This is a genomic window from uncultured Winogradskyella sp. (genome assembly GCF_937958655.1).
Classification (GTDB): domain Bacteria; phylum Bacteroidota; class Bacteroidia; order Flavobacteriales; family Flavobacteriaceae; genus Winogradskyella.
In genome coordinates this window covers 39,716-60,396 of sequence record NZ_CALGNH010000014.1, presented here as the reverse complement: position 1 = coordinate 60,396, position 20,681 = coordinate 39,716, and the positions used below count along the sequence as shown (strand labels likewise).

The 20,681-nt window shown below is 34.4% G+C and carries 21 protein-coding genes; 3 read left to right on the top strand and 18 right to left on the bottom strand.

Features of this window, described 5'->3' with window-relative positions:
- Window positions 1-3: 3 nt before the first annotated feature.
- From Q0800_RS03305 to mraZ, 11 genes are all read right to left on the bottom strand, one after another.
- Window positions 4-726 carry a hypothetical protein gene (locus Q0800_RS03305; protein WP_366518826.1) on the bottom strand — a complete coding sequence of 241 codons (723 nt, stop codon included), beginning with the start codon at window positions 724-726 and terminating at the stop codon, window positions 4-6.
- Window positions 713-2,119, bottom strand: a complete 1,407-nt coding sequence (gene murC / locus Q0800_RS03300; protein ID WP_299127585.1) for a UDP-N-acetylmuramate--L-alanine ligase — start codon at window positions 2,117-2,119, stop codon at window positions 713-715. Before murC ends, Q0800_RS03305 begins: the two co-directional genes overlap by 14 nt.
- Window positions 2,116-3,210, bottom strand: coding sequence for an undecaprenyldiphospho-muramoylpentapeptide beta-N-acetylglucosaminyltransferase (gene murG / locus Q0800_RS03295; protein WP_299127584.1), 1,095 nt, complete (start codon window positions 3,208-3,210; stop codon window positions 2,116-2,118). Before murG ends, murC begins: the two co-directional genes overlap by 4 nt.
- On the bottom strand, window positions 3,210-4,409 hold the full coding sequence (locus tag Q0800_RS03290) for an FtsW/RodA/SpoVE family cell cycle protein (protein ID WP_299127583.1): 1,200 nt from the start codon (window positions 4,407-4,409) through the stop codon (window positions 3,210-3,212). Before Q0800_RS03290 ends, murG begins: the two co-directional genes overlap by 1 nt.
- 117 nt (window positions 4,410-4,526) lie before the next feature.
- Window positions 4,527-5,921: a UDP-N-acetylmuramoyl-L-alanine--D-glutamate ligase gene (gene murD / locus Q0800_RS03285; RefSeq protein WP_299127582.1), complete on the bottom strand. Its 1,395-nt coding sequence runs from the start codon at window positions 5,919-5,921 to the stop codon at window positions 4,527-4,529.
- Window positions 5,922-6,007: 86 nt separating this feature from the next.
- Complete coding sequence (gene mraY, locus Q0800_RS03280) at window positions 6,008-7,249, bottom strand: phospho-N-acetylmuramoyl-pentapeptide-transferase (RefSeq protein ID WP_299127581.1); 1,242 nt, start codon at window positions 7,247-7,249, stop codon at window positions 6,008-6,010.
- A 167-nt stretch (window positions 7,250-7,416) separates the two neighbouring features.
- Window positions 7,417-8,880 carry a UDP-N-acetylmuramoyl-L-alanyl-D-glutamate--2,6-diaminopimelate ligase gene (locus tag Q0800_RS03275; RefSeq protein WP_299127580.1) on the bottom strand — a complete coding sequence of 488 codons (1,464 nt, stop codon included), beginning with the start codon at window positions 8,878-8,880 and terminating at the stop codon, window positions 7,417-7,419.
- Window positions 8,877-10,835 (bottom strand): penicillin-binding protein, encoded by a 1,959-nt coding sequence (locus tag Q0800_RS03270; protein WP_299127646.1) that lies wholly within the window; start codon window positions 10,833-10,835, stop codon window positions 8,877-8,879. Before Q0800_RS03270 ends, Q0800_RS03275 begins: the two co-directional genes overlap by 4 nt.
- 57 nt (window positions 10,836-10,892) lie before the next feature.
- Window positions 10,893-11,216 (bottom strand): FtsL-like putative cell division protein, encoded by a 324-nt coding sequence (locus Q0800_RS03265; RefSeq protein ID WP_299127579.1) that lies wholly within the window; start codon window positions 11,214-11,216, stop codon window positions 10,893-10,895.
- A gap of 94 nt (window positions 11,217-11,310) precedes the next feature.
- A complete protein-coding gene (gene rsmH, locus Q0800_RS03260) occupies window positions 11,311-12,207 on the bottom strand; it encodes a 16S rRNA (cytosine(1402)-N(4))-methyltransferase RsmH (RefSeq protein WP_299127577.1) in 897 nt (298 codons plus the stop codon).
- The gene (gene mraZ, locus Q0800_RS03255; RefSeq protein ID WP_299127575.1) at window positions 12,194-12,661 is read right to left on the bottom strand and encodes a division/cell wall cluster transcriptional repressor MraZ; all 468 of its coding nucleotides are present in this window, start codon (window positions 12,659-12,661) and stop codon (window positions 12,194-12,196) included. The genes rsmH and mraZ overlap by 14 nt, the downstream gene beginning before the upstream one ends.
- Window positions 12,662-13,073: 412 nt before the next feature.
- On the opposite strand from mraZ, the gene Q0800_RS03250 reads away from it, so the two are divergent.
- Window positions 13,074-13,838 (top strand): alpha/beta hydrolase, encoded by a 765-nt coding sequence (locus tag Q0800_RS03250; protein ID WP_299127573.1) that lies wholly within the window; start codon window positions 13,074-13,076, stop codon window positions 13,836-13,838.
- An 89-nt stretch (window positions 13,839-13,927) separates the two neighbouring features.
- Window positions 13,928-14,542 carry a ribosome biogenesis GTP-binding protein YihA/YsxC gene (yihA, locus tag Q0800_RS03245; RefSeq protein ID WP_299127571.1) on the top strand — a complete coding sequence of 205 codons (615 nt, stop codon included), beginning with the start codon at window positions 13,928-13,930 and terminating at the stop codon, window positions 14,540-14,542.
- A 482-nt stretch (window positions 14,543-15,024) separates the two neighbouring features.
- Here the strand turns inward: yihA and Q0800_RS03240 are convergent, their stop codons facing one another.
- The 6 genes from Q0800_RS03240 to Q0800_RS03215 form a co-directional block, all read right to left on the bottom strand.
- Window positions 15,025-15,420 carry a hypothetical protein gene (locus Q0800_RS03240; protein ID WP_299127569.1) on the bottom strand — a complete coding sequence of 132 codons (396 nt, stop codon included), beginning with the start codon at window positions 15,418-15,420 and terminating at the stop codon, window positions 15,025-15,027.
- Window positions 15,421-15,432: 12 nt separating this feature from the next.
- On the bottom strand, window positions 15,433-15,579 hold the full coding sequence (locus Q0800_RS03235) for a hypothetical protein (protein ID WP_299127567.1): 147 nt from the start codon (window positions 15,577-15,579) through the stop codon (window positions 15,433-15,435).
- Entirely contained in the window at window positions 15,558-16,592 is a 1,035-nt protein-coding gene (locus tag Q0800_RS03230; RefSeq protein ID WP_299127566.1) for a hypothetical protein, read from the bottom strand. The genes Q0800_RS03235 and Q0800_RS03230 overlap by 22 nt, the downstream gene beginning before the upstream one ends.
- A gap of 24 nt (window positions 16,593-16,616) precedes the next feature.
- On the bottom strand, window positions 16,617-17,048 hold the full coding sequence (locus tag Q0800_RS03225; RefSeq protein ID WP_299127565.1) for a hypothetical protein: 432 nt from the start codon (window positions 17,046-17,048) through the stop codon (window positions 16,617-16,619).
- Between the two features lie 46 nt (window positions 17,049-17,094).
- Window positions 17,095-17,265, bottom strand: a complete 171-nt coding sequence (locus Q0800_RS03220) for a hypothetical protein (RefSeq protein ID WP_299127564.1) — start codon at window positions 17,263-17,265, stop codon at window positions 17,095-17,097.
- Window positions 17,266-17,625: 360 nt separating this feature from the next.
- Window positions 17,626-18,366: a hypothetical protein gene (locus Q0800_RS03215; protein ID WP_299127563.1), complete on the bottom strand. Its 741-nt coding sequence runs from the start codon at window positions 18,364-18,366 to the stop codon at window positions 17,626-17,628.
- Window positions 18,367-19,028: 662 nt separating this feature from the next.
- Between Q0800_RS03215 and Q0800_RS03210 the strand changes: the two genes are divergently transcribed.
- Entirely contained in the window at window positions 19,029-19,442 is a 414-nt protein-coding gene (locus tag Q0800_RS03210; protein WP_299127562.1) for a helix-turn-helix transcriptional regulator, read from the top strand.
- A 6-nt stretch (window positions 19,443-19,448) separates the two neighbouring features.
- Here Q0800_RS03210 and Q0800_RS03205 read toward each other — a convergent pair whose 3' ends face one another.
- The gene (locus tag Q0800_RS03205; RefSeq protein ID WP_299127561.1) at window positions 19,449-20,540 is read right to left on the bottom strand and encodes an ABC transporter permease; all 1,092 of its coding nucleotides are present in this window, start codon (window positions 20,538-20,540) and stop codon (window positions 19,449-19,451) included.
- Between the last annotated feature and the right edge of the window lie 141 nt (window positions 20,541-20,681).

The following is a 20,681-nucleotide window of genomic DNA, read 5'->3' as shown; positions in this document are numbered from 1 at the left end:
AGTTTATTTTTTGGTGCAAATAACTTGCTTATCAAATTTTAGATTTACAAGTTTATAATTATTCAATATCTTATCTTTCGTTGCCTTTTGATAAAAAGCTTTTAAATTATTTATCTTTTTTTTGAGCATTTTTAAACTCCCTAAATGCACTGTAAAACTGCTTTTTCTAATTTTAAAATCAATGGTCTTATCGTTGTTTTGACGAATCTCAATGACGTGCTTTTTTAAAAAATCATCTTCATCTACCATCTTTGCAAACGCAAACACCGTTTCTAAATCATTTTTCTTAACAGCACCAGTAACTAGTGGCACTCTAGCAGTATAGTTAGATGACAAAGGCATGTATAAACCCTCATCATCTATGTAATATGATGCATTTGTGCTTACTCTTGCAATAGGTCGTTTTTGTTCAATTTCTGCGGAAAGCTCACCGTTTACTGACATAAACACTTCTGCTTTCTTTATCATTGGGTTAGAACTTAGGGCAGTTTCTAACTCATTCAAATCTATAATTTCTTTAGGCTGTCCCGCAACCGGCTGCTGATTTTGTATTAACAATTTACTAACAGTTGCCTCAGTGATAAATAATTTGTTTTCACCCAAGAATTCTATGCTTGGTTTTGGGACTTTTCTTTTAGCATTTCTATACCTCGAAAACGCAAACAAGAAACTCACCAAAAGCAATAAACCAATGATTTTTATATAGTTATAATTAATTCGCAACACTAAATGCCTCTTTTATATGTTTTACTTCTGCACCAATATCACCAGCACCAATGGTTAAAACAACTTGTGCATCGGATGTTTTTATACTATCTATTAACTGTGACTTAGTTATCAACTTTTTGTTTGGATTATTAATTTTTTCTAATAACCATTTTGAAGTTACTCCAGCTATCGGCAACTCTCTTGCCGGATAAATATCTAACAACAAAAGTTCATCAAATTTTGAAAGATTTTCTGCAAAGCCATCAACAAAATCTCGCGTTCTCGTATAGAGATGTGGCTGAAAAATCACCAACACCTTTTTTTCTGGATACATTTCTCTAACTGCTTGGTGTACGGCATTAATTTCCTCAGGATGATGAGCGTAGTCATCTACAAACACAAAATCGTCTGTTTTAATCTGGTAAGTAAATCTGCGTTTAACCCCTTTGTAAGATGCTAAACCCTTGGCGAGCTGGTTGTGAGGGCATCCAAAATTAACAGCCATCGCCAAGGCGATTATTGCATTCGACAAATTATGTCTACCAGGTAGGTTAAATTGAAAATCTTTATATAGTCCGTTAGGTGTTTGCACATCAAACACATAACTTCCGTTATTTATTTTTACATGTTTTGCACTATAGTCTGAATCGTCTTCAACTCCATAAGTAATACCTTCTAACGGTAAACCATTTTTAACGAATAACTTCCCATTAGGTTTTATACATTCTGAAAAATCCTTAAAAGACTTCTCTAATTCTAAAACGTTACCATAAATATCTAAGTGGTCGGCATCCATGGATGTAATGCACGCCATATCTGGCGATAAGGTTAAAAACGAACGGTAAAATTCATCGGCTTCTACAACCGTAACATCAGTGCCATTTAATATTAAATTAGAATTATAGTTTTCACTAATACCGCCTAAAAAAGCCGTAACTGGCACATCACATGCATTAAGCAAATGCCCAAGTATACTTGTCGTTGTTGTTTTGCCATGCGTCCCTGCTACAGCTAAGCATTTTGTTTGTTTAGTAATATCGCCTAAAACCTCAGAACGCTTTAACACCCTAAAACCATTGGTCTTAAAATAATTTAATTGAGAATGTGAATTAGGAATTGCTGGCGTGTAAACCACTAAAGTTTCATCTTTATTTAAGTACTGCGAACCTATTTCATTGACAGTATCATTAAAGCAGATATCTACTCCCAAGGCTTCTAATCCTTTTGTGATGTCGGTTGCTGTTTTATCATAACCTGCAACCTGCTTTCCTTTAGCCACAAAATAACGCGCCAAAGCACTCATACCTATGCCTCCAACACCTATAAAATAGACATTAGAAGCCCATTCTAAACCCTTCCCAGAAGAAAAGGCTTTCTCACTAGAACGTGTATTTTTATTGCTTGCACTCATTTATTGATAAGCTTTTCTACTTCATCTACAATAGCATTTGTAGCATTCACTAAAGCTAAAGCTTCAATATTATTACTTAGTTCTTTTCGTTTTTCTTGTTTTGAAATCAATGCTGCAAATTCATTTTGAAACTCAGCATCTAAATCTTTTTCTCGTATTAAAACTGCTGCATTTTTATCTGCTACGGCTTTAGCATTCTTTGTTTGGTGGTCTTCTGCAACATTCGGCGACGGTATAAAAATCGTTGGCTTACCAACAATACATAACTCAGAAACCGATATTGCACCTGCCCTTGAGATTATTATATCTGCAGCAGCATAGGCCATGTCCATAGTGTTTAAAAACGCATGAACTTGCACGTGGTCTAATTCATTATGTTGTTTGTATGCATCGTAATACAATTTACCACATTGCCAAACCAACTCTACGTTCTGCGCTTTAAAAAAAGCAAGATTAGCCTCGATAAGTTGATTGACTCGTCTCGCGCCTAGACTCCCTCCCAAAACCAAAAGTGTTGGTATATTGTGTTTAAGATTAAAAGTAGCTTTGCCCTCTTTTTGCTTTCCTTTTATTTTGAGTAAATCTTTTCTAATAGGATTACCTGTAAGTTTTAATTTATGCTTTGGAAAAAACTTTTCTAAACCTTCGTAAGCCACACAAATTGTATTCACTTTTTTAGCCAATAATTTATTAGTAATTCCTGGATATGAATTTTGTTCTTGTATTAAACTAGGAATCTTTTTTGATGTTGCTACTTGCAATAACGGGCCACTAGCAAAACCTCCTGTACCAACTACAGCATCTGGCTTAAAATCTTTTATAATTTTTCGCGACCGCAATAAACTCGTCATTAATTTAAATGGAAACATTAAATTTTTTAGCGTTAGTTTTCTCTGTATTCCAGAAATCCATAAGCCTTCAATTTTATAACCTGCTTGCGGTACTTTATCCATTTCCATGCGGTCCGAAGCACCAACAAATAAAAACTCTGCATTAGGATAGCGCGTCTTTAATTCGTCTGCAATGGCAATGGCAGGATAAATATGACCTCCTGTACCTCCACCTGATAATATGAATTTATAGTTACTCATTAAATCGTTTCGCTTAATATGTCTAAAGGATTATCACCTTCAAAAATTTCATTTTCCTTAATTTCTTGACGCTTTGCACTTACGCTCAAAATAATACCAATCGCTAAGCAGGTCATCCAAATAGAAGTCCCTCCACTGCTAATTAAGGGAAGCGTTTGACCTGTAACAGGAAACAATTCTACAGCAACAGCCATATTTATTAATGCTTGAAACACGATGGGCAAACCAACACCTAAGACTAAAAGTTTTCCGAAAATTGTATCTGACTTTTGAGAAACTATGACTATTCTAAACAACAACCATGAGTATAACACCAATAAAAATAGGCCACCAACTAATCCATATTCTTCAATAATAATAGCAAAAATAAAATCTGATGACGACTGTGGTAATAAATATTTTGTTGGACTTTTACCTGGTCCTAAACCAAAAATTCCACCCGAAGCAATTGCAGTTTTAGACCGCTGTATTTGGTAATCTTCTTCAGTATCTGCTTTATCCGAAAAATTTTCTACTCTACTCATCCATGTATCTACACGGTTTGGCATAGCCTCAGGAAACGCTTTTGCTACCAAAACAAAAAGCACCAACGAGAGGACTCCTGTGCCTATAATTACCAATAAATATTTTATTGGATAACCACCAATAAAGGTCAACATCATCACCATTGTAAATAGAATTGCTGTTGTAGAAAAATTGGCTGGCAGTATTAAAACAAGCACAAAAAATACGGGTAACCACAATGGTAAAATTGTGTCTTTAAACGCCATTGTTTTTTCTCTTATCTTAGATAAATAACGCGCCACATACACCATTAAAACTACAGCAGCCAAGGTAGATGTTTGAAAAGACATATTTACCACAGGAATATTTATCCAACGGCTAGTATTAGTACCTGCTGAATTTGTTGAGCCTTGTAAAATGGTGATTAACAACAACACTAAAACCACCGGAATAAGTATCATAGAAAGTCCCTTAAAATATTTATAAGGAATCTTGTGTACCGCAAACATTATGGCAAATCCTAAAGATAAATGCATAAAATGTTTTACAAAAAAGGAAAAGGTATTACCACCGTCTCCATAATTGGCTAGATTACTAGCTGCACTATATACAGGTAAAAACGAGAAAATAGCCAATAGCGTTACTATTGCCCAAATGGCTCTATCTCCTTTTATTTGTGAAAATATGTTATTCATAACAGACCCCTTTGCCTTTCAGGCATTTCCCTAGAGGGAAAAATTTGTTGAGTATTAATTAATTTTTTGTTTTGCCACAACCGTTTCTTCCCTTTGGGAAGATTAAGATGGGCTTTTTTATAAATTACGTATTGCATTTTTAAACTGACGTCCTCTATCTTCATAATTTTCAAACAAATCGAAACTTGCACATGCTGGTGATAGCAGTACATTATCTCCTGCATTAGCCACTTTATAAGCAATCTTTACAGCTTCGCTCATGTACTGTGTTTCTATAATAACATCAACCATATTACCAAAGGCATTAAATAACTTTTCATTGTCTACACCTAAGCAGATAATCGCCTTAACTTTTTCGTTTACAAACGGAAATAATTCTTTATAATCATTACCTTTATCTACACCACCAACAATCCAAACCGTTGGCGCATCCATACTCTCTAAAGCAAAATATGTTGCATTAACATTGGTAGCCTTAGAGTCATTGATATACTGTACTTTATTAATCTTTAACACATGCTCCAAACGATGCTCAACCCCTTGAAAGTTTTCCAAACTCTCTCGTATGGTCTGCTTTCTTATTTTGAGTAAATGCGACACAGTAGAGGCTGCCATTGCATTTTTAATGTTATGTTTACCTTCTAATGTTATGTTTTCTGTTGGCATAATGATTTGATTATTATCAATTGTTATTATTATCTTATTGTCTTTATAGTATGCACCTTGTTCAATAATCTTAGTTAATGAAAAAGGCAGTTTTTTAGATTGAACTTTATTATTCTGAATCCACTCTGCAATCACCTCATCATCGGCATCATAGATAAAATAATCTGCCTTTGTTTGGTTCTCTACAATTCTAAATTTTGAAGCGATATAGTTCTCAAACTTGTAATCATACCTATCTAAATGATCTGGTGTGATATTAGTTAAAACAGCAACTTTTGGTTTAAAATCATGAATGTCATCCAATTGAAAACTACTTACTTCGAGAACATAGTTTTTATGATTTTTTTCAAGAATTTGCTTTGCAAAACTGTCACCAATATTTCCTGCTAATCCAACATTTAATTGTTGCTTAAGCAAATGATGTGTTAAAGTTGCTGTAGTTGTTTTACCGTTACTCCCTGTAATTGCAACCAAATTTGCCTCTGTGTAGTTTGACGCAAATTCAATCTCCGAAACTACTTTTATACCAGCATCACGAATTTGTTTTACCAAAGCGACTTTATCTGGAATTCCAGGACTTTTCATGACAATGTCTGCATTTAGAATTTGTGATTCTGTATGCTTCTCATCTTCAAATTCAATCTCATTATTTAAAAGAACGTTTCGGTACTTTTCTTTGATTTTTCCTTTATCAGAAACAAAAACGTCGTATCCTTTTGCCTTTGCTAAAAGTGCAGTACCGACTCCACTTTCTCCTCCTCCAAGTATCACTAAAAGCCCCTTCCTAAATCCTTCCCCAAAAGGAAAGAACTTCTTTATTTTTTGCTGACTTTTTTCATTTTTCATCTTGCTTAGTACTTACCTACATTATTGCCTGTCTTTTTTTACACCTCTATTAATTCCTTCCCTCTGGGAAGGCTAGGATGGGCTTTCTATCTTATTTTCAAGGTTACTATCGAAATAATCGCCAATAGAATGCCCACAATCCAAAATCGTGTTACAATTTTACTTTCGTGATATCCTGATTTTTGATAGTGATGATGCAGGGGCGACATTTTAAAAATTCGACGGCCCTCACCATATTTTTTTCGGGTGTACTTGAAATAACTCACCTGAAGCATTACCGAAAGATTTTCTGCTAAAAAGATGCCGCACAGCAATGGTATTAACCACTCTTTTCTAACTGCAATGGCAATTACCGCTATAATTCCACCAATAGTTAAACTCCCTGTATCACCCATAAATACTTGTGCTGGGTAAGCGTTATACCATAAGAAACCGACTAATGCACCCACAAATGCAGCAATATATATGGTAATTTCCTCAACCATTGGGATATACATAATGTTGAGATATTCTGAAAAAATAATATTACCAGAAACCCACGCAAAAATTCCTAAAGTCAGTACCACTATGGCAGACGTACCTGCTGCCAAACCGTCTATACCATCTGTAAGATTGGCTCCGTTAGAAACTGCTGTAACTATAATTATGGTAACTAAAATGAAAATAATCCAAGCATATTTCTCAAATTTTGGATTTATCCATGTTATTAAACTCGAATAATCAAACTCATTTCCTTTTACAAACGGAATTGTAGTTTTGGTTGATTTTTCTTCTGGCTCAAATAATTTAGCTGCTGGTATATCTGGGTTTTCTGCCAGCAATACTTTTTGCTGCGCTATAGGCAACTTCTCTTTTATGGTAACATCATCATGAAAATAAAGCGTTGCACCAACGATAATACCCAAACCTACCTGGCCAAGTACTTTAAACTTGCCTTTTAAGCCCTCTTTGTCATTTTTAAACTTCTTAATGTAATCATCTAAAAACCCAATACCACCCATCCATAAGGTTGTTACTATAAGTAGAATGATGTAAATATTTTCGAGTTTTGCAAGTAGTAATACCGGAATAAGTGTAGCCAATATGATAATAATACCTCCCATAGTTGGCGTACCTGCTTTTTCAACTTGCCCTTCTAACCCTAAATCTCTTATCGTTTCACCTACTTGTTTTTTCTGTAAAAAACGGATGATACGTTTACCATAAATCGTAGAAATTAACAAGGATAAAATTATAGCCACAGCAGCTCTAAAGGTTAAAAACCCAAAGAGTGAAGCTCCAGGAATCTGAAACTGTTGTTCTAAATATTCAAAAAGATAGTATAACATTAATTTGATTTACAATTGTTGATTTACGATTTACGATTTTTGGCTTTCATTGTTTTTATTTTTTTCTCTTAACATATCAAAACACCCCTAAAGTCCCCTCAAGGGGACAATCACAATGATTAAAATTCTTCAGAAATGATACTTCGCACTTCAAACTTATTTTCGCTTTATTTTTGTAATTGTTTTAAAAAATCTTGTACAATTCTATAATCATCAAAATCGAAACGTTCTCCTTTTATTTCCTGATAGGTTTCGTGTCCTTTACCAGCAATAAGAATAATATCTTTTGCTTCTGCCATCTGACATGCCGTTTTAATAGCTTGACGTCTGTTGGTTATGGATAAGGTCTTTTTAAAATTTTGAGGCTCCACACCTTTCTCCATGTCCTCAATTATGGTTTCGGGATTTTCACTCCGTGGGTTATCGCTTGTAAAAATGACCTTATTGCTTAATGCAGAAGCTATGTGCGCCATTTTGGGACGTTTGGTTTTATCTCTATCGCCACCGCAACCAACCACTGTAATCAGCTCCTCATTTTTAGTGCGAATGCTATTTATGGTCTCCAATACATTCTTAAGCGCATCTGGCGTGTGCGCATAATCAACTATAGTTGTAATCTTTTCTTCTGAAATGAAATATTGAAAGCGTCCTGATACGTTTTCGAGCTCACTAATCAACCTTAATATTTCATCTTTTTCTAAACCTAAAAGTTCTGCTGCTCCGTATATTGCCAATACATTGTAGGCGTTAAAGCTTCCAATTAAGCGTGTCCACAATTCACTTTCATTCAACTTTAACAGTAATCCGCTAAATTCATTTTCTAATATTTGAGCTCTGAAGTCTGCGTAGTTTTTTAAGGCATAGGTGTATTTTTTAGCAAGGGTATTTTGCAACATCACTAAGCCGTTTTTATCGTCCATATTAGAAAAAGCGAACGCATCTTTTGGCAAGCCGTCAAAAAAGGATTTCTTCACATCTCTATATTCCGCAAATGTTTCGTGATAATCTAAATGGTCGTGCGATAGATTCGTAAAAATGCCTCCTGTAAATTTTAAACCCTCTGTTCTGCTTTGATGTATACCATGCGAACTTGCTTCCATAAAACAAAACTCCACACCCTCATCATTCATTAACTCTAGATATTTATTAATAGTTAAGGAATCTGGCGTTGTATGCGTTGCTTTATAAGTGGTATTATCTACCATTATTTTTACAGTAGACAACAAGCCGACTTTGTAACCAGCTTTTTTAAAGAGCTGATATAAAAGGCTGGTTACGGTTGTTTTTCCATTAGTACCTGTAACACCAACAAGTTTTAAATTCTCTGAAGGATGCTCATAAAAATTAGCAGCCATGTAGGCCAATGCTTGGTTAGAATTTTCAACTTCAATATAAGTTACACCATCAATTAGCTTCTCTGGAAGTGTTTCACAAACCACCGTATTAGCGCCATCTTTAATCGCTTTTTCAATAAATTTATGACCGTCTGTTAACGTACCTGAAATGGCCACAAAAACGTCATTGATTTCAATTTTTCTTGAATCGAATTCAATTTTATTCACCGAAATACCTGTACTCCCAACAACAGCATTTATAGTAACCTTATACAATATGTCTTTTAGGATCCTCATGATGCGTCTAAGATTATTGTTTGGTTAGGCTTTAATTTTTGATGTTTTATTATGGATTGGGTTTTAATAATTCCACTACCATTTAACTTTACTTTTACTTTAACCTGAAGATTCTCTAGCAACGCAATAGCATCCATCGCAGGCATACCAACCACACTTGGCATCAACGCTTTATAATTATTAGCATTAGTGAAATAGTTTTCAAAATCTTGCTCCACGAGAATATTATCAAAGTCTAATTTGTTAACCTCATCTATAAGCGGTGTGTCTGTGTAGATTTTTTGAGCAATACGCTTAAAGACAGGGCCTGAAACGTCCGCACCATAATATCCAACCTGAGTACTTGGCTTATGAATAACCACAATACACGAATATTTTGGATTGTCCGCTGGAAAATATCCTGCAAAAGACGAGATGTACTTTTTATCCTTTTTCCATTCTTCATAATTGGCATAATCTGTGCGTGCAGTACCTGTTTTACCTGCCATGGAAAAGGTCTCAGAATACATACGACTTCCTGTACCACGAATTACAATATTTTTAAGTATATCCTTTATTTCATTTAAGGTCTTGTCTGAGCATAATTTATCCACTAAAACCTCTTTTTTAAAGGTTTCAATATTTTTATCAAACGATTTTACAGCCCTTATAAAACGTGGTTTAATCAACTCACCATCATTTGCAATAGCATTATAAAATGCTAATGTTTGTAGTGGTGTCATTGTTAAATTATAGCCATAGGCCATGGACGGCAAAGCATTTCTACTCCAGTTTTCGGCACCTGGTCTTGGGATATCTGGCTGGCCTTCTCCTATAATGGAAACACCTAGTGGTTGGTCTAATTTCCATTTGCTCAATCGGTCTAAAAACTTTTCTGGTTTCTTAGAGTAATGGTCATTTACAATAGTAGCTAACCCAATGTTTGAAGACACTTCCAAGGCTTTGGCGGCAGATATTTTGCCATGCCCTTTACCAGAATCGTTAATTGGTCTACCATAAAACATTTTCCTTCCGTTTTTGGTATCAATCACCGTAGAGGTGTCAATCACCTTATCCTCTAGAGCAGCCATCATGGCAATGGTTTTAAAGGTTGAACCAGGCTCATGACTTTCACCAACAGCATAATTCAACTTTTCGTAATAGGTACCTTTAGAGGTTTTTGCCAAATTTGAAATTGCCCTTATCTCACCAGTTTTTACATCCATAACCACTACACAACCATGCTCGGCTTCGTACTTTTCTAACTGCCCTAAAAGTGAATGATGTGCAATATCCTGAACATTGACATCTATAGTCGTATAGACATCATAGCCATCTTTAGGCTCAACTTGGTCAAAATCTGCTATGGGTTTCCATTGCCCATTTCCTATTTTTTGTTTCAGGCGCTTCCCTTTTTTACCTTGAAGGTACTTTTCACCAAAGGCACCATCTATGCCTACACGAGTTGCATAATTATTTTCATCGATACGCTCGTAACCTATTGACCGTGCTGCAATTTCTCCCATTGGATGCTCTCGCCTGGTTGTTTGTTCTACAATTAAGCCTCCACCAATAGCACCTTTATTTAAGAGCGGAAAATTGCGCATTCTTAAATACTCTGAATAGCTAATATTCCTAGCCAAAAGAAAATATCGATTCTTCTTAGCGCGTGCTTTTCTAAGTATATCTTTATAATAAGACGCTGATTTACCTTTATAGGCCGAAAGTGAATCTGCTAAAGCCGGCAAATAGTCATCAAAAACAGTTTGCTTGGCTTGGATGGCATCTATTCTAATATCGTACTTAGGAATAGACGTTGCTAGCAAACTCCCATCTACAGAGTAAACATTACCACGATTTGGCTCAATATCAAAATGTTTTACGGTACGTTTTTCTGCAAGTTCTCTATAGAGATCACCTTCTATAAATTGTATGCTACATAACTTAAAAACTACAGCAAGCGCAAACACAAACATGCAGCCTGCTACAAAGTACAATCTGTTTAATATGTTGGTTTCTGTTATTGCCACAGTTTAATCTTCTTTGGATGATTTAACTCTAATTTTTGTTGGTGGATTTAATGAAATGCTGATGTTTTTTTCTTTCATTACCACTTCCATATAGGATTCTTTTTTGAGCTGCATTAATTTTGAACGCCCATCTACAAATGCCGAACGCAACTCTTTTACCTCATTGGTTAATTTTGCAATCTGATGCACTTTCTTATCCGCACTATGCGAACTCGCTATCATTACTATTGCCAGAAATGAAATAAAAATGATGATGCGCCAGTTTTTAAACGAATCATCACTGATTAGGAACTTTCCACGTAATATGCTGTAGATGTTTTTTTTCATGCTACTTCCTGCGTAGGCAGGAATCTCATTTAATTTATTTTACTTAATTCTAAAAACTTAGATGCTTCGACTGCGCTCAGCATGACAGTACCGTTTATATCTTCTCAGCAATACGAAGCTTTGCACTCCGTGCTCTATTATTCAATTTTATCTCTTCTTTGGATGGCACTACAAGACCACCTACTTTCTTTAACGGTACTTCAAAATTTCCAAAGACGTCGCGCTCTGGCTCACCCTCAAACAAACCATTTCTAATAAAACGTTTTACCAACCTATCTTCTAAAGAGTGGTAGGATATAAAACTTAACCTTCCTTTTGGTTTTAGTATTTCGGGCATTTGCAACAGTAATTCTTTTAGCACTTCAATCTCTTGGTTTACCTCTATCCTTATAGCTTGATAAATTTGCGCCAATACCTTGTTTTCTTTTCTATGATTTAGAAATTTATTAAGTACAATCTTTAACTGTTCGCTGGTTTCAATTGGTGCAATTTTACGTTCAGAAACAATAACTCTTGCCATAGCCGGTGCTTGCCTTAACTCACCATATTGCAATAAAACTGTCCGCAGTTGCTCCTCCTCATAATCATTAATAACCTCGTAAGCCGACAACTTGTTGTCTTGATTCATCCGCATATCTAATCGTGCCTCAAACCGTGTAGAAAACCCGCGCTCAGCAACATCAAATTGGTGAGAAGACACTCCAAAATCTGCCAACACACCATCAACCGCTTTTACTCCATAAAATCTTAAGAACCTTTTTATATACCTAAAATTCTCATTAATGAGAACAAACCTATCGTCTTCAATTGTGTTTGCTAATGCATCTTTATCTTGGTCAAAAGCAAATAATTTTCCGTCCGCACCAAGTTTAGATAGAATGGCCTTACTGTGACCCCCTCCACCAAAAGTGACATCCACATACACACCATCTGGTTTTATATTTAAACCTTCTACCGTTTCTTTAAGTAAAACTGCATTATGATAGTCCATCGTCATCATCTTGTCCCATTACCTCTTCCGCTAAGTCTGCAAAATCAGAAGCGGCATCATCTATGGCTTGCTCATACTTAGCCTTATCCCAAATTTCAATAATAGTAACCGCAGACGCTAAGACCACTTCCTTTACAATGCCTGAAAACCCAATTAAATCCTTTGGAATTAATAAGCGACCTGCACTATCAACCTCTACAACTTTAACACCTGCTGTGAATCGTCTTATAAAATCATTGTTCTTTTTCTTAAAGCGATTGAGTTTATTAACCTTAGCCATAAGTGTATTCCATTCTGCCATAGGATAGAGTTCTAAACACGGCTGAAACACTGCACGCTTTAGCACAAAGCCATCTTGCAAAGCTGCGGAGAGTTGCTTCTTTAAAGCAGCCGGAATCATTAATCTTCCTTTAGCATCTGCTCTACACTCGTATGTTCCTATAAATGAATTCAACCTTTTAACTAACGATTTAAACGATTTAGATTCAAATATATTGAAAAAAATACCACATATTACCACTTACTCCCACTTTTGTTGATAAGTTTTAAATAGTTTAGTTTTTCTCACCTAAAAAACCTCACAAAGAGGCTTATTAAAGCCATATGAGTGGCGTGGTAGATATTAACAGCAGCGTACTAAAAAGAAATCTTAAAAAAAAATTGAAAACTGAGTGATTTATTTATATTCTAAAGGATTTAACTATATGTCTTCCATAACAAATAAATTTTGCTATAAAGTCTACAAAATTTAATTTTACCTCAGTAACCACTAGGCTAGTTCATGTTTTTATTTCATTTATTTTAAAAAATTATAAATGAAAAAAATCATGTACTTTTGTTTTTAACACAAACCACTAACGTTATAGATGGCACACCTTTTAAAAAAAGAAAAGGATTATAGGTATATTGAAGTAGGTGAAGGTACACCAATAATTGTGCTTCATGGTTTAATGGGTGGATTAAGTAATTTTGAAGCAGTAACCGATTTTTTCGGTTCTAACGGCTATAAAGTTGTGATTCCTGAATTACCTATTTATTCCATGTCACTTTTAAAAACCAATGTTAAAAATTTTGCGAATTATCTTCGAGATTTTATAGACTATAAAGGTTTTAACGAGGTTATACTTTTAGGTAATTCTCTAGGAGGCCATATCGGTTTATACCACACAAAACTCTACCCAGAAAAAGTAAAAGGATTAGTTATTACCGGAAGCTCTGGCCTCTACGAAAGCGCTATGGGTGGTGGCTACACTAAACGTAGTGATTATGAGGTGATAAAGAAAAAAGCACAAGACGTGTTTTATGACCCAGCTGTAGCAACCAAAGCCATTGTTGACGAGGTATACGAAACTGTAAACGACAGAAACAAACTTATTAAAACACTAGCCATTGCTAAAAGTGCCATACGACATAACATGTCCAAGGACTTACCCAAAATGCAAACACCAACATGCATTATTTGGGGAAAAAATGATACTGTAACACCACCTGAGGTTGCAGACGAATTTAATAAATTGCTACCTGATTCTGATTTGTTTTGGATAGACAAATGTGGCCATGCTGCTATGATGGAACATCCTGAAGAATTTAATAAGATTTTGAATGGCTGGCTTGAAAAAAGAGGGTTTTAGAATATAAAAGTCTCGCAAAGGCGCTAAGACGCAAAGCATAACACTTAAGTTTAATTAAAATGAGATTCCCTTTTTCACGGGAACTGAAGATGAAAATAAAGTCTGCTGAATTTGTAATGAGTAATTCTGAAGTGGCAAAATGCCCTAAGAATACCATACCAGAATATGCTTTTATTGGGAGAAGTAATGTTGGCAAGTCTTCACTTATCAATATGCTTACCGATCGTAAAAGTCTTGCTAAAACCTCTGGAAGACCTGGTAAAACGCAGTTGATTAATCATTTTATAATCAATGACAATTGGTTTTTGGTAGATTTACCTGGCTATGGGTATGCTCGCGTTTCAAAAACCTCTAAAAAGAAATTTCAAAAGTTTATTACCAACTATTTTGAACAGCGTCAACAATTAGTTTCAGCATTTGTTTTGGTAGACATAAGACACAAACCTCAACCTATTGACTTAGAATTTATGAAGTATTTAGGTGAAAGTGGCATTCCGTTTGGCATCATATTTACTAAAGCTGACAAGTTAAAGTCAAACGCTACAGATAAGCATGTAAATGACTATTGCAAGGTATTATTAGAAACATGGGAAGAGTTACCACCTTATTTTATCACCTCTTCTAGCAAGAAGATTGGTCAAGATGATGTATTAGATTTCATTGAAGCTACTAATGAAGAAATTGAACAGTTAAGGAAGCAGTAGTTTCTAATTTCCATTGTCTCAAATTTTCAGTCAATATAATTTATTGAATACAATAACTCCCAACCGCAATTATAATAAAGAGCAGCAGTAATCCAATTCTATTTTTATCTATTCTTTGATTTTTCATCTTCTGCCAAAACATATAGGACGACACTAAAATTATTGCAGCTAGAACAACCATTTTGACTAAAAATGACAAACCTTCGTTTTCTCGAACAAATAGATAGAATAATGCTATTAAAATAAACGGGATTAAATTTAAAGATTTTTTCATTTTTATATTTTTCAATTATGCTTACACTCTTAAGCTTGATGCTTGCTCTTGTTTCGCTGCAAAAAACCGATTATTAAAACTGCTATAATAGCACCAAGGATTGTAAACACTACATCTTTGATTGTGATTTCTGAAATATGAAATCCGTGCTTTAAAAGTAAAGTGACTATTACAACCACAATCACAAATATTAATCTTCCTTTATTATTCATTTTTTTTCTGATTTCATTTTATACTCACTATAATCCCAATGTCTTAACATATCGCAATTAAGCAAGTAAAATTCTATGTTAACATTATATGCCTTGGCATCTTCTATTAATCGTGCCAACTTAAAAGCAAAGGCATCATCTTCATTCAACATTGCTTCTTGGTTTAGCGCTAACTCATTGCCGTATTCATCAAAAAAATATGCATTGGGTAGCGCAATCATCCCATTGTTATAAGATTCTATATAACTTTTTATATCCTTAAAAAAAAGTAAGCGATTAAAATCTAAACCATACTTAATCAAAAACAAATTAAGTGCCACTGTACCTTCTAATTTTGGTACAGTGACATTTAAAGTTTTTAAATCAGGTGATATAAGGGTGTTTAAATTCAACTTCTCTTCCTTTTAATTGTACTCGTTAATTCCGTAAAGGATCTCCTTCATTTTACTACCATTAATCTCTACAGGTTTATAAGCTGTATTAAACTTTTCAATAGCGATATTGACACTTTCCTTTAGTTTACCATACTCTAAAGGTATTTTGTGGCACATTGTTTTTCATTTTCGTAACTGCTTAACATAATACCGAACTTCTCGTAAAATTTGGATCCTTGGTCTTTAAAGGTGTTGTATTGTGTAATAAATTGCAACAATCGGTCTATGGGAAACTCTAAATTGATACGCATTTTATGCGCTTTGTAGCGCATATCATCATCTCTTGAGGCTTTATCCATTTGGTCTAAATAACCATTAAGGTTTTCCCTAACCCTATCCCAATCATCAGTATTACGACAGTCGCTTAAAGCCGTGTTGTACTTTATGGGCTTTGTAAAATCCACGAACAATTGTTGCAACTCTGCCATGATATTATCATTGCTTTTTTGTAAAAAAGCGGTCTCAAAATAAATCGTATTAAGGTCGTTATGCATACGCAAGGTAAAGTCTAAAATACACTCTACATCTTCCAGGTTCTCCTCTTTTTCTTTCTTGGACTTATCCTCATTATTAAACAAGGACACAAAAGAGTGTACCACTGAGGTATAGATGTTATCACCCAATATGGAAGACAAACTAAACCCTGTTTTCTTGTTACCAGAAGCACTTAAATTTTCCTTTAGCTTGATGAACTCTGGATATTGATTAGGGTTACTTAAGTTGTTAATCTCATTAAAGGTGGCCACAGAGGCAAAATGGTGATCCAAAGACAAGGTCTTTTCATATAAAATTTTAATAATCTGTAAGCCTTTTAAATATCGGATTTTACTAATCTCAGCCGCTTCATCCATTTTTACCAGCTCCAATTCCGCCTCTAATTGGTGTTTGGACACCAACAGGTCTAACTTATCCTTATCTGAAACTGCTTTGCTTATAGCATGGCTAGTAGCGTTGAGTTCTGCATAGAGGCCGTAATACAGCTTATCGTATTCTATCTTTGCCAACTTGATTTCGCTTATGAGTTCCTCTATGATGCGTTCTATTGGTTTTTCTTCTTTTGTAGACGAAAAACCAAAATTACACATGGCAATAGCGACTATTACAATGGTATATTTTATTATAGTTTTCATCTTTGCTTTTTTAATTTTTAAAATTTAGTCTACACTAAAAAGCACCGTTGCGATATTATCTTTTCTGTTGACAGGATAATTTCCTGCCTTGATAGTTATTCTTTTTTTAGGTACTTTAAGTGTTTTTAATAGATTTTGGTCTAGCTCAAAATCCCCCTCTACGATTAACTGTAGTTCCTCGTTATTGTTCTTTCTATTTACAACCTTTCCGAATGCTTTGGACAGTTCTTCATCGGTGAGATTGTCCATTTTAATAGTTAACAAAAGGCCTTTTTTGGCATCATAGACCAATGTGGAATTAACATTGTTTTTAGCCATATCTCCAGAGCCTATGGTACAGAGACCATTTGTACCTCGGCAATGATGCCCATTAAAGTTGACTTCTGTCTGTATTTCGTTTTGGCCAATGATTAGCATTGGCAAACAGAGTGTTATTATGTATATTAGATTTTTCATTTGATAATTATTTTTAAAAAGATTTGTTCAAATTTTTAGTTTTGACTTATTTTTTCTTTGAAAACAGATAGTATATAATTAGTCCCAAAAAGAATATGAGTGCTATACTATTAATTGCAACACTAACTTTGTTAGATTCAAAATCTAATGATATGAGTTGGTCAATCGACAAAGCAATTAACGCTAGTGCCAGTATTATTCCGGATAACTTTTTCATTTTTTGTTTTTTAATTTAATTAAGCCACAATAGTTAAGTTTAGTATGGTCTATTATTTTAAAAAAACAGTGTACTTGTTAAGGAAAAGTCATATACTTTTCATTCTAAAAAAAGAACAGACACTTAGAACAAGCGCCTGCTCTCCTTTAAAAATTAACTTTTAATTTTTCGAAAAACCATGACCAAAAAAACTATTGAGATAACCAATCCTAGTAATGACGCATAAAACTGCCATGAGGTATAACCACTTTTAATTCCTTTTGAAATAAAGATGTACAAAGTGAATAAAATCCACAAAACTAAAATTAAAACTATTGGTAATTTATTTTTTTCCATAATTTTTATTTTTCAAAAGTTATCTTAACAAGAAGCAGCAGCTCCCGTTAGCGCACCACCAATACCGCCAGCAATTGTACCTACAGCCCCTAATGCAACAGTACCAACAACAGGAACAGTTACTGTACCCACAGCAGCACCAGCAATACCTAGAGTCGCGGCACCTGTAACTGCACCTCCTATTGTTCCTGCAACACATTGCCCCCAACAGCTCCACCATCCACTGCATTTAACTTGAGAAGAACTTCTGTATGTTGAATTATGCTGCTCTAGAATATCCATAATATTTACCATTATGTATACCAATTGCTTATCTCTACCCTTTAAATCCCTTTTAGATAAATCAGAGAGTTTATTGTTAAAATCCTCAGCCGAGGTACTGTTATTAATAATTAAATTTAACTCAGATGCAAAAGCATCTTTTTTATTATTTCTCACATATTCATCTAGATTCGAATACTCCAACTTAGATTTACCTAAAGAATGAACCTCAAGCGCTTTTCTCTTATCCTTAGCATTGTGAACAGCAGTTAAAGAATTTTTAAAATTTGTAATAAATAAATCTGCAGCTTCCTTGCCTTCAAACGAGTCATTACTTCTATTTTGAAACTCTATAGCACCTGGAAAAGTCGGCGAGCCTTCTTTTATTAATCTTATAATATCATCTAAACTTGTTGATGTATTTTTTTGTGCATCTACATTTAAAGATAGCATTAACATAAGACTCATTACCAAAGTTGAAATTATATTTTTTAAATTTTTCATTTAATTTGTTTTATAAGATTTTGCCCATTTTCTTCGCTATTGAGCATTAGCGGCTTATTAAGGTGCTTAAGCTCTGCACCTGTAAATAAAACCTACTTCTTATATCACAAAATTTTTATATACTTGCATTATAAATAAGCGCAAGTTTATCTACTTAACGAAAAACTGTGAGAGCTTCTACCTAGTAGAGGCTTTCTCTTTTTATGGTAATTGAACTATGTCATTGGCAACATGAGTTTGGTTAGTGTTATTTTTTGTTTGAGGCTAAATTATATAGCATTTGTAAATTGACCTAGTAAAGATTTACTAAGTGATACCATTTTTACTAAGGTCTAAGTAAACTCGTTCTATGCTACTGTAAATTTTTACTAGGGCACTTAATTTTTAGGTGGTTTGGGTAGGTATACATCATTAAAATTTTACTAAAAACAAAAAAATGCTGTTTTTTTAGTGATTTTTTTAGCCCCAGAACCCTTACCATACTTACAGATTACGGTTTTTCCGTAAAGGTGTTACGGAAAAACCGTAATTGAGAAACAAATTTTTGTAGTAAATTGCTTATTAAAAGCTATTAACTATACTGATTTTGCGTTAGTTACCAAATCAATCATTTAAAGCACACTGATATCTAATGACAGATCACTCAAACGACTTAACTACCTATGATTGCCGCTCAACACATTAAAATACTTCGGCTAGACAAAAATTACACCCAAAGTTTTATCGCCCACGAGCTTAACATTTCACAAAAGACTTACTCTAATTTAGAGTGTGGTAAAGCTAAAATAACTTTAGAGCATCTTTACAAGCTAGCCACTATCTATAATATTGAGGTGACTGATTTTATGCAACGCATCAACAAAACAGACACAAAGACCGTAAAAGATATTACGACGGCTTATCCAAAAATAAGTAATGACGAATTATATAATGGTATTAACACTAATTTACCCTATGAGCTAATAGACCAACTAAAGGCAAGAATTAAGGATCTTAATGCGCTTGTAAACTCTAAAGATATTAGGATTGAAATGCTAATGCGAAAAGTCAATGCTTTAGAAAATGGGACGGCATAAAACATACTAGGTTTTAACGTCCAAAGCATCCCTAAGCGCATTCCCAACCAACATAAAAGCCATTACCAATAGCATAATACATATTCCTGGTATTAATGCCAAATAAGGTTTCCCAAGAATGATGTAATTGTAATGGTCTTTTATCATTGCACCCCAACTTGCCATTGGTGGTTGCGCCCCAATACCCAAAAAGCTTAAACCGCTTTCTATTAAAATTGCAGCAGCAAAATTTGCTGCAGAAATTACAATTAAAGGCCCAAAAATGTTTGGTAAAATATGTTTCGTGATTATTCGATAATCCCGATATCCTAAAGCTCTAGCAGCCGTGACATATTGCATTTCCCTAGCACTGATAATTTGCCCTCTCACAACCCTCGCTACCTCAACCCACATGGTTAAACCGACTGCAATAAACACTTGCCAAAACCCTTTACCTAAGGCTAAAGTTATGGCGATAACTAATAATAAGGTAGGAATGGACCACGTTACATTTATAATCCACATAATCACAGCATCGACCTTTCCCCCATAATAACCAGCTAAACTTCCCATTAAAAGCCCAACTATGAGCGAAATAAATACAGCAACAAAGCCAATAAAAAATGAGATTCGAGATCCGATTAAAATACGGCTAAGATAATCGCGTCCATATTTATCTGTACCAAATATAAAGCTTCGATTATTAATAAAAAATTTATAATCTGAATTTGGAAATTGACTTAAATTAACTTGTTTTTCTAACCCTTGCAAACCATCTGATGCATATTCTACATAGTGCAGCTTATCTCCAATAACCTTATAAGACTGAATAGGAATCTCCGTATCCGTATTTATCTTACCAAAAAACAACCGAGATAAAAGGTTTTGATTAGACTCTATACTCGAAGGCATAGTTAGCATTTGCACTTCAAACCTAGGTGGTTTAGAATGAATAGACAAATGCATTTGATTGGCATTCTTAGAGGCATCTGGCGCTAAAACGTAAGCGAAAACTGAAATTAACCCAATACAAGCGGTAAGACTTAAACTAAAAACGCCCCAAAAGTTTGTTTTAAACTTTTGAAGCGCTAAACCTGTAAGTGATTTGTGATTATTCATTATGCGGACACACATCTAATTAGCTACGCTAGGTATCTTCAATTAAAATATATTATCATTTCAATAATCCTAGAGAATACAATTCATTGTTTACCTTTATTCGATAACCAAGATTTTAACTCCACAGAATATCATTTTTGG